The organism is Chryseobacterium candidae, assembly GCF_004916905.1.
Classification (GTDB): domain Bacteria; phylum Bacteroidota; class Bacteroidia; order Flavobacteriales; family Weeksellaceae; genus Chryseobacterium; species Chryseobacterium candidae.
This window is the reverse complement of the sequence record NZ_SDLV01000056.1, coordinates 1-11,375: the sequence shown is the minus strand read 5'-3', so window position 1 is coordinate 11,375 and position 11,375 is coordinate 1. Positions and strand designations below refer to the sequence as shown.

General features: G+C 38.1%; 4 protein-coding genes. All 4 read right to left on the bottom strand.

Going from position 1 to position 11,375, the window contains the following annotated elements; translation table 11 throughout:
* Positions 1-180, bottom strand: a 180-nt coding sequence (locus EK417_RS19835; RefSeq protein ID WP_136523148.1) for a TetR/AcrR family transcriptional regulator, incomplete at its 3' end; no start/stop codon positions are given.
* 731 nt (positions 181-911) lie between these two features.
* Positions 912-4,433, bottom strand: a complete 3,522-nt coding sequence (locus tag EK417_RS19825; protein ID WP_136523147.1) for a PAS domain S-box protein — start codon at positions 4,431-4,433, stop codon at positions 912-914.
* A 2-nt stretch (positions 4,434-4,435) separates the two neighbouring features.
* A complete protein-coding gene (locus EK417_RS19820) occupies positions 4,436-5,581 on the bottom strand; it encodes an FIST signal transduction protein (protein ID WP_076597221.1) in 1,146 nt (381 codons plus the stop codon).
* 759 nt (positions 5,582-6,340) lie between these two features.
* The gene (locus EK417_RS19815) at positions 6,341-10,963 is read right to left on the bottom strand and encodes an FG-GAP-like repeat-containing protein (protein WP_136523146.1); all 4,623 of its coding nucleotides are present in this window, start codon (positions 10,961-10,963) and stop codon (positions 6,341-6,343) included.
* Positions 10,964-11,375 lie beyond the last annotated feature (412 nt).

The following is an 11,375-nucleotide window of genomic DNA, read 5'->3' as shown; positions in this document are numbered from 1 at the left end:
TTTTTTTTGCCAAATCCAAATTTGTTGAACTAGGTCTTCTTTGTCTTTGAAATGTTTATAAAAAGTACCAATACCTACTTTGGCTTTAGCAGTAATCTCTGCAACAGTAATTGCGTGCAAACCTTTTGAAACTAAAAGTTCAATGGAAGCGGTTAGAATTTTTTCTTTTTTGTCATTCATCACAGGGATTGTAAAATATGCTTTCAAAGATAGTGATTGTTTATTTCGTAGTGAACTTTGGACGCCTTTTTAATACGTTTTTATATGAGTTGATGTATTTATCTACAGCATTATCTAATTCTTCACTAATTAATTTAGCATAAATCTGCCTAATACCAATTTCTGAATGGCCTAATATTCGATACGCATTCCGCTATTTAAATCATTTATAGCGAATGTATGACGGCTTAAATGGAACGATAACGAAAAGGCAATTCCATATCCTCACTCATTCTTCTCAATTTCTGACCGCACAGTATATTTTTTGCATTATTGATATGCGCCTGATATTCTTCATTGGAATCAAAGAGTTCTACATCTTCAATAATCGGGAAAACAAAAACCGTAGTATGTCATTTTGCAAAAAATAGACACATTATTAAAAAACAGACTTAAAAATGCAAAGAAGAAAATTTATTAAAGACCACCTTAACAGGATCATCACTTTTATTATTAATACCATCACTTTTGGCCACTTCTTATCAAAGAGAAGATGATAGTATTCTAATTATTTAGCAAATGGTTTGAATCTTCAACTCAATCAGCGAGTTTCAAAAATAGATGATATTAGGCCATAACAAAGACAAATATCATCTTTACCGATTCTGTATTCATGATTAGGATCGTAGCTCTTTATTTTAAACAAATATATTTTCCAGATTCATAGGTTAATTCCGTATTTTACAAATTCCTCAGTCCAGTTCGAGTTTCAATTGCTGAACAGCAGTTTCCAAAGTTTTCCTTATTTCCATAAAATGATGATAAAGGACAGGAAGCTCTTCTGTCATTTCCTTCGCATCGATCTCAAGCCTTTTAACGCTTTCGTCTAAAGAATAGATTCCGATACCTTGTATGCCCGGCTTGATTTTGTGGACGAGCCTTGCAATCTCTGCATTATCTTTGTTAATGAATGCGTTTTCAATCAAAGGCATTGTTTCTTCGGTCTGCGTGATGAATATGGAAATCATTTTTTTTACGAAATCATTGTCTCCGCGGCTTAGTGCCTGAATATTTTTAAGATCATATACTATTTCGCTCATATCGGATGAATTAATGTTGGTTGTTTTTTCGCTTCTTGTATATTGGTAGATTATCTCGAGAAGATCTTCTTCATTGAAAGGTTTGGTGACATAGGCGTTCATTCCTGCTGAAATGCAGTTGTCAATTTCAGTTTTAAAAGCATTTGCGGTGAGGGCAATGATAGGGGTTGTACATCCCAGTTCATTCCTCAGGATCTTGGTGGTCTCTATTCCATCCAGCTCCGGCATCTGAATATCCATCAGTATAATATCAAATTCCTGCTTCGAAAGGATTTCTAATGCCATCCTTCCGTTGTCTGCCTTGGTAACCCGGCATCCGAAGTAGGTAAGCGATCGTTCTGCAACCAGCTGATTAAGCTCATTGTCTTCCACCAGAAGAACTCTGGTTTCTTTTACAGAAATATCCTCTGCCTGTTTGATATTTTTTGAAGGGCAATTTTCTTTACCTTTATCGAGATTTAAGAGTATCGTGATCTCTGTTCCTACATTTTTTTCGCTTTTGATCTGTATTTCTCCCTTCATAAGGCCAATCAACTGCTTTGTAATTGCCATACCAAGCCCGGTACCTCCGTATTTTCTTGAGACCGAGCTGTCTTCCTGATTGAATTTTTTAAAAATATGCTTTATATAATCTTCAGTCATTCCGATCCCTGTGTCGGTAATACAGATAGAAACGTGCTGATAATTTTTAAAATCTTTGAGCACTTTACACGTGATGGTTATTTTTCCTTTATTCGTAAACTTCAGCGAATTACCAACTATATTGAATAAGATCTGCTCGATCTTCAAAGAGTCTCCCTTCAGTTCAGAAGAAAGATTTTCCGGGAATTGAGTTTCCAGTTTTATCTTTTTCTGCTTAGCTTTCGGGCTTAAGATTGTGATCACTTTCTTAATACTTTCTGCAAGAGAGAAGCTATGGTTGTCCAGGGTCATCTCACCGGATTCTATTTTGGAAATGTCCAGAATATTGTTGATAATGGAAAGAAGATGCTCCGAGGCATTATAGCTGTTGTCTACAAACTGCCTCTGAGTGTTGGTAAGTTCAAGTCTTTTCAGCTCCCGTAAAAAACCGATGATGGCATTCAGGGGTGTTCTGATCTCGTGGCTCATATTGGCCAGAAAAACTTCTTTTGCCTTTGAAGCTTCAAGCGCATTGGCCTTTTCCTGCATCAGGTCTTCTTCCAGTTTTTTCTGGTCTGTGATATCGAGATGGATTCCTATAGACCCGAGCTGATTGCCGTTGTCATCATAATTAGGTGCGCCGCTGATCGCCCACCATCTGATTTCACCTCGCTTGTTTTTTACAGGCATCTGATACACACTTGAAACCCCTTTTTTGCGCAATTGGATTTGCTCTTTGACAAACTCAAAATTATGGTCACCATGTAAAAATAAAAGCATAGGATTTTTGCCGATTAACTCATCTGCATCGTAGCCGGATACATTGCAAAAGCTCTGATTGGCATAACGAATGGTCTCGTTGTTGTCTACTTCCAGCAGCCCCAGATTCATATTGGCAATAATATTCCGGTATTTTTCCTCCTGTCTTTTCAAATGATCCTCCGCTTTTTTTCTTTCGGAAATGTCTTTTAGAAAATAACAATAATGTTTGTCACTATTCTGCACCACTTCAATAACTGACATTTCCACTGTTAGTTTTTCTCCGTTAGCTTTAATCACATTGCGCTCCAGTTGTTTGTTGAGCATAGATCTGAAAGGTATGTTTTCCGTTTTGGGAATAATCTTGTCATTGATCTGCTGACCTTCCATCTCTTTTTCGGTCCATCCGAAAGTTGATGCTGCACTTCTGTTCCAGAATGTAATCTTGCCTTTCTGGTCGGTGATAATAATAGCATTCATGGCGGAATCCATGATCATTCTGTGGCGTTCCTCACTTTGTTTCAGAAGATTTTGGGTGATGACACGTTCTGTTATATCATTATATTTCCAGAGATGCCCTTTGTAATGGTCATTAATAAAGATGGGGATATAATCTCTTTCGAGAAACCTGCCGTCTTTTGTTTCCAAAAGTTCATTGGTAACCAGCTCTCTCTTCTTAAGGATTTCATTAATTCTCTGCACAAAGTATGCTTCGTTTTTAAAGAGAGCTTTAGACTGCTCCGCAGAGTTAGTGCAGTCTGCGCCAATCATATCATCTGAAGAAACCGGGATATTGAACATCCTGCAGAACAGATTATTGGTGAAAACGATTTTTCTTTTTTCATCTTCCATTAATATTCCGAACTGTAGATTAGCCAGTAGTTTCTTCAAGATCTGCACAGTTTTCGATAGATCCCTTTCAAGAAAAATACGTTCTCTCACGTTCACAAGAACCTGTGTGAAGATGGTAAGAAGATTCTTTTCGGTATCGGATACCTGGTGATGATTCTTAACGAAATCAAAACCTACAAAGCCCAGACATTCATTTTGCAGCATTGCAGGAATGACCAGCAGGCTTTTGATATCCTGCTCCAGTAAAATGCCCTTAAGATCGCTTTCCGGCAATTCCTGGACATTGGGATAGTAGATGGTTTCTCCTTTTTTATTAATTTCCACCCATTCACTGATCATTTCCAAAGGCATATCCTGGAGATTTTCTATTTGCGGACTTACCCCTTCATTACAGTATTCAAAAATATTTGAGCAGGTACCTTTTGAAAAGTCGTATTTGAAAATATATGCCCTGTCTGCCTTTACAAATTCAGACATTTCCTGGAGGGACTTCTGAATGCTTTCCGACACTTTTTCGATCGGGATATTAATATATTCTGAAGAAATATCCATGAGAAGATGCTGGAAATCAAGCTGCTTATTAAGCTGTTCCTGTAGGAAAATTCTTTTTTTCAATAACTCTTTAACGTAAGATGACAATTCAGTAAGATCTTCAGAATCCTGATTTTCAACGGAGGGATCAAGAATTTTTATAAACTCATAAAGGCTGGAGATCGATTTCTGTTTGAGCTCGTTCTCATTTTTAAGATCCTGGTAGAGATCCAGGTATTCCTCCTCGCTTTGTTTGAATGCATGATTCATCAGTTCTTTATCTCTTTCAAAAGATTTATAAGACTGATTGACTGCGCGAATGAAATTTTTGAATTGCGGATGAGACTTACACTCTTCTGTAAGATGTTTGTTGATCTGTCTGTTGAGCAGATTGTGAAACTCGGGTTCCATAATTATTCTGTTTCATTTAATGTAGTAATGGTAATGGTCTGGTTGTGAAGTACACAGTCATCAAACGGCTTCAATGGAGAAATTTCTCCATAGGAATAAAAACCTGAGATCATTGTCTGCGGACCAAAGATGTCTCTCACTATTTCCACCTCCTCGCTGATGCGTTCGCCCAGAACCAGTTTCCTTCCCACACAACTGATGATGACAGCCATTTTGGGGCTGTGATTACGATTTATTTCAAGACATTCTTTTGCGGCGGCACTGGCAGCATCGGTTAATCTGTCCATATTAGCCTTCATAAATCTTACTTTGCCCCCTTCAGGTAGATCACCGGCGAAAATCATCATATTGTTTTTTTCATTGATGGACAGGATTGTTCTTACCACGTGAGTGTCATCTTCTGAAGACCTTATAGACAAAGGGAAGAGCAGGGCAGAGCCAGGCAGTTCTTCGGCATATTTTCCAAGATATTTTTTGTAAAGGTCCAGTGCATTTTTATGGTCTATCTCATACAGAATATTATTATATGATTGGGTAACGGTTCTTTCCAATCCAAAACTTTCCCAGCCTCCACAGGAAGAGTGGGATAATTCCAGATGATCACCGTAAAAGCCAATTGCCACTATTTTATTGGGCTTTGGTGTCTGGTTGAGACCTACGGATGTTTTTTCAAAACGATCTCCGTCTCCTGCCAATCCACCTGACACCAATACATGGGGTGGACGTATCTTGTTGATGCCTTCTACGAGCTGACTTCCATTGACCTTGCTTCCGTCGGACAGTACAAAGACCCATTTCAGATCTTCTTTGTCAAGGTTTTGCATCAATGCGCAGCCTGCGTCAAAACTGTTTTGGAAATCTTCAATATCGATCTGTGTACTTTTGATCTGTGATCTTGAAAAACCAATGGCGGTCAATGCAATCGTGTTATCATGTACTTCATTGGAAAATATTTCTCCGGAAGAAGAGGACAGCGCAATATCGGCATTGGGGAATTTCTTCTTTAAAAGCAAAAAGAAATCACTCTTCTCAATAATGGCCCTGGCACCATATCCAAGGATCAACTGAGCCTTATGATAGTCAAGGTTTTCATCATTCCTTTCAGTAATCCATTCTCCGTCTGAAAAAAGTAATTTGGCGACTTTCATAGTTATTATTTGTTTTTTTTTAGTTTTTTAATTTTTTGGTTTCAGCATTGTTCATCAGGTTATAGATCGTTAATATGCCTATATTAAGAATCTTTGCAGTCTTGATGACATCATTGTTATTTTTGATTAGAAAATGAAGAATAATTTCTGTTGTGTATTCCTTGAGTGTTTTTTGCTGATCAGGTAAGACTTCAGACTCCTTATCGGGGCTGTAAAAACATCATCATCAACTAAGAATATTTTGGTCATTGTGGTGTGTTAAAAATATACTCTTAAAAATAATAGTTTTTCTTCATATAATGACATTTTTTATTTTATTAAATATCAATAATGGTTTATTTTAGAATGTTTTTAAATTTTATGACCTTCCGATGTGTAATTCATTAAATCACAGTAGCGCAAGATCTTTTATGAATCAGTACTCTTTTCAAGAAATAAATATATTTTTCCGTATAATTTGCTTTATTCTGTCTGTCAAAAATGCAGGCGATTAAAAAGGAAAGGCTGTGCTTGCAGGAAGGAACTTAATTATTGAAATATTTTGATTGGCACTGTAAATCTATTAGGAAAATTACTACCCGGATAAATTTGATCTTCCTACCGGTGATGATCTACCTGAGAGGTAAAAAACCATCCGAAATTTCGAATGGTTTGGTATTGAAGGGTTAAACTATTTTGGCCTAACTTTTTCGATGGTTTATATTTTCAACTCCCGTTCCTTTATGGTCCGATTTGATTAGGAAAACGAAAGAATCTGAATTATCTTTTAAATTTGACCAGCATTTTCCTTGTGTAGGATTTATTTTCCGAGTCGGTAACCTTCAGCAGATAATAGCCTTTAATTTCCAATGGAAGATCAATTCTCACTTCTTCTGACGGGCTGAAATTCTTTTCTAAAACGCGGACACCATTAAGATCGAAAACATCAGCCTTTACGATCTGTTTTCTTGTATATTCTGATCCTTTTCGGTGTTCCAGTCTTATAAAGGCGACATCATTTACCGGATTCGGATACAGCTGGACAACCGTAAGTTCTTCTTCTCTTGCTTTGGACTGGATTGTATTGGTTACGGTGTTGGTTCTCATTGTTTTTTCATCATCAAAGGCAATAACAGCGCTGTTAATAATTTTTGTTTCTTCAGCCAGGCCTTTTTTAGGAAGAACAGAGAATGTTACATATCCTTGGGATGCTTTTGAATCTTTTTCAGTAGGAGGCAGGAATACGTTTTCCCATTTGAAAGTAACCTTATTGCCAACAATTTCCGTCGAAATATTATCGTGGCTTGTAGAGACTATTTTGAAGGTATTCATATCGAGTTCCTGCGGCATTGTGTCAACAATCGATACATTTTGGGCAGCAAAATTCCCTACATTTTCAAATCTTATAGTATAGGTAAGCATTTGATCAGGCAGAATATAACCTTCTTCGCCGTAACCTTTAGGATAAACCAAAATATCGTTGGGGTCTATTGCGCCGTACACATTGTATTTTTGGATCAATGTATTGTCTTCCAGATTGCAGTCTGTGGAAGCATTTACAATTTCACCTTTGAATTCAAGTTCATCATTAATCAAAACTGATGCGCCTGTACCTGTCATAAAGCTTATCACCTTGTTATTGAAAGGATTCAGCGCTCCCAAAGCCCAGGAATATCTTGTATAATTTTTAGCATTTACTACAAATGTTTCCTGTTGTGTAATAGGAGAGGAAGGACTCGAGATGCTTACTGTTGAAGGAACTACAAAATTCAGCACGCTGGAAGCAGAAACATTCCGAGACTGGTTGCTCACAACTATTTTAAATTGATTATTGGTATAACCTTTTCTGATGGCAGTTCCTCCCATATTGATTTTCAAATCTGTATTATTGCAGGCAGACGTTGCAGGAATGTATATTTGCTGTGAAGCCTGATAATTGGTCAGGTCAAATAGTTTAGACCCTGCATTCAGTCCGTTTTCTGCTAAGATCTGTAACTCTACATTATTTTGAGTGGTATAAAAGCTGAACGTTCCTGCATCATTCGAATATACTTTGGCGTTTGTGGGCACCACTTTTATGGCAGCTCTTGAGACAGTTGGCTCAGTGTCTTGTTTTACCCCGTCATTGTTGCTGTCAAAATATACGATCCCTTTTACTTTTAGCTGTTGAGGTTCAATGATTTCTAGGATCTGATTGACCGAAACATTATTTATTTTCTGGATAATTCCGCTTGCCCATTTCACCGTGATGCTATTAATTGCTGTGGCATTTCCTAAACCAAAATGCTGCGTATAACTGCTTTGTCCTCCAAAACCACTTTGGCTGTTCACCTCTCTCATCTGCGTTTTGGTTCCGGTTTCAACAAATATTTTTGTTCCGATGGCAGAGCCGTTGCTCTCAGTGGCTTTTAAATTAATTTCAATCCATTTATTGGTATTTCCGTTGTTGACAAAAATATGATTTTTCTGATTGGAATGCGTTGCCACTGCCAGGTCTAAATCTCCGTCATGATCATAATCGCTCCAGGCATGACCAAAAGAAAGCCCGAAGTTGTAGGTAATAGCTTCATCTCTGTTTTCGGTGAAATTTCCGTTTCCATCGTTAAAATAAAGAAACTTTCTGATCTTATCATTGGTGACAAATAGATCCAGATCTCCGTCATTGTCAATATCTGCAAAGCTGCATCCGTGAGAACTACCTCCCTGATTAACAACAGAATTGGTCACTTTCTGAAAATTTCCGTTTCCTAAATTTTTATACAGGAAATTGGTAGTTGTATTGGAATTGGTAACAAATAAATCTAAATCGCCGTCATTATCAATATCTCCCCAGCAGCTTCCCACGGATTTTCCCCCTTCCTGGTTGATGATATTGTTTTTCTTGGAAAAAGTACCGTTCCCATCGTTATGGAATAAAGAATTTTTACTGCCAATACCATTAGGCACAAACAGATCCATTAATCCATCCTGATCGTAATCTGCCCAGGTTGGTCCAAGAGAAGAGTTAGCTTCCAGTGGAATAGCATCTGTAGCTTCTTTTACAAAACTTCCCGTGTTGTTATTTCGGTGCAGCTCGTTGTATTTTGTTGGGAAATAATTACACATAAATACATCCGCTTTGTTATCATTATCATAATCCGCAAAGGCACCGCCGTGGTAATAAGAAACATCCTGGGTGAAAGATTTGGTATTGTCTGCTACCAAAGTTCCGTTATCATTTCTGTAGAATTTATTAGGGTTTCTTGTATTATTAAGAACCAGAAGGTCTTCATCCCCATCATTGTCCACATCTGCCCATGTACTGCTCATCGATACGCCATCCTCAGGTAAAGTCTGTCCGGCGGTAAAACCTCCTGTTTTATTATTCATAAAGATCAAATTAGGTGCGGTAAGTCCCATATCTGTCACATAAAGATCGTCGTATCCGTCATTATTGATGTCTACCCAGCTGATCGTCCAGGAGTTGGTTGTAAAAGAATCAAATAATGGATTATCCAACCGGGAAAATATAAGCTTGGAGGTATTGGAGGTCTGTACAGAGACTGAATTGGCTATAGTAGATTGCTGCGTCTCTCCATTCACCTTTCCGGTAATAACGGTTTCTACGGTCGTATTAAGGGTAGTCCCTACCAATTCCCCATTATTGGCTCCCACGGTGGCCACCACTTTTGTTTCAACCTTATATGTGGAATTGGGTTGGAGGGTCGGCAAATTATTGTATGTTACCGTTGTTTTGTCATTGAGTTCTGTAACAGTCCCCTGTGTTTGGGATTGATTGGGATTGATCAATTTGGATTCGACCACTTTCAGCCCTTCCTGTACGATAACCTCAACTGAGGGTGTGGTTACTTCTCCGCTGGTTTTGATTTGAGAGATCACGGTCGCCTGTTCGGCAGGGATCAGTGTGTCATCACTAACAATGCTTGTCTGGGTGAAAGAATGTCCCAGTGAGCTTCCCGTATAACACATCCAGTTATCATTGAAATTGCTGTTCATCACGGCAATATCATTATTGCTTTGAACGATTAAATACGGTCTTTCCGATCCGGAAGGTGTTCCTGTCCCGTTATAAAATGCTTTCCATTCAGTTAGACTTATAGAGCAGTCGGCATACTTTTCAGGTGCAATGGTAAATGTTTTTCTGAATTTTGTTCCATTTGTTAAAGCATCTTTTACAGTTACGGTAGCGCCTGACTTTGAGAACAAATACAGATGAGAAAAGGAACCATTGTACTTTGAACCCGTCAGCGGGTTGGTGACATTGATTTCATTTCCCGGAGGCGCAATATACGTTAGGAAGTTTTTCCCTGCTGTTGTTCCGCTTTCGGAAGAGACCATCGTTGCCATATCGGAGGTGCCGGGAGAACCAGTTTCAAACCAGTTTCCTTCAAAAACAGACACTTTTTTCCCTGCTGAGCAGCTAATTCTGAAAACGGTGGGATAAGAAACATTCCCATTGGATTTTCCCACCCAGTCTCCCGCGGCCAATCGGTTAAGGGAGAAGGTTTTCACGGAGACCCAATTCCCGTTCACATAACGATCCAGATTTACCGTATTGGCGTTGTCCCAACTGACGATCCTGATTTCCTGCTCACCCGCCGCCTGGTAGGGAACAGTGAAATACATCAGTTCTCCGGAAGAACTTCCATTGGAGGTAGGAACATAGCCGCCACCGTCCCGTTCATTTCCGAATAAGGCACCATACTGCATGGTTACGGGCTTGTTAGCAATCAGCATATAGGTTTCTCCGGATATCATTGCATCCCTTCCTTCCGCAGAGTTATAAATTAAATCCTGGCCTACGTTTATCGTTTTGGAAAAGACCTTCACTGCATTTTCTGCATTGACATCGGTAAATCCCGTATTGGTTTTGGGCTGGGTAGAAATTTTATAAAAATCGATAACCGTATTATTTTGATACGCAAATACATTGATGTCTCTGTTAGAAGATGATATCATTGGAGCATATACAATAAATTTCTGTCCTATAGAACTCTTATCCACGCTCGGAATCCAGTCATGCTGCCAGTCACTGTTCGTGCTTTGGGAGGCATATACCAGTTTATTGGATTTTACGATAAAATAATCTCCGTCCCATTTTAAAACACCACCGGAAGCATACCGGGCATCATCATTGATACCGTTGTCCTTGATGTAGAGAACATAACTCTGTCCTGCTTTTAAGATCCCTGACTTGGAATCATCCGTATCTCCGTCCGCACCATCATCAATAATATTAAATTCAGTATCATCGTAGATGGCGGTCACAATCAGGCAGACATTTCTCTGCACTGCGTCATTATTCGGAGGAACGTAGATCTGAAAATAAGTGGAAGGTTCCCCTGTTGCGTAAAGATCATTTATCCCTAAAAAAAGAATAAATAAAAAGAATAAATTTTTCATAGCTGATAATTATTTAACATATTAAACGATAATCAACAGATATGCTTGAATTTTTAAAATACTGTATATCAAGTATTTACATGTGCGTGTTTCAAGGAAGGAAATTCCAAAATATAGACTTTTTTCATTTTTTGGAAAATCTATCTGAAATGCTATGTATAATCTATTTACTATTATCGATGTCATTACAAATGCTGATTCAGATTTGATCCGGACAAATTAAACGAACTCTTTAAAAACGGAAATTTTTAAACTGGAATACAATCCAATCATCAAAGAGCTTATGAAAGAAATATTTTTAGATAACTATAAACAGTTCATTTGCGATATAGAAGTTAAGTGAAAGTCAATTTCAAAAGAGATCAATTTACGGATCAGTCTCAAAAGTTGGGGGGAATGTTAAGTAGCTTTA

What these genes read in the sequence shown, in the direction of transcription:
- EK417_RS19815 (WP_136523146.1), bottom strand. Translation starts at nt 10,963, where the DNA reads ATGAAAAATTTATTCTTTTTATTTATTCTTTTTTTAGGGATAAATGAT.
- EK417_RS19820 (WP_076597221.1), bottom strand. Translation starts at nt 5,581, where the DNA reads ATGAAAGTCGCCAAATTACTTTTTTCAGACGGAGAATGGATTACTGAA.
- EK417_RS19825 (WP_136523147.1), bottom strand. Translation starts at nt 4,433, where the DNA reads ATGGAACCCGAGTTTCACAATCTGCTCAACAGACAGATCAACAAACAT.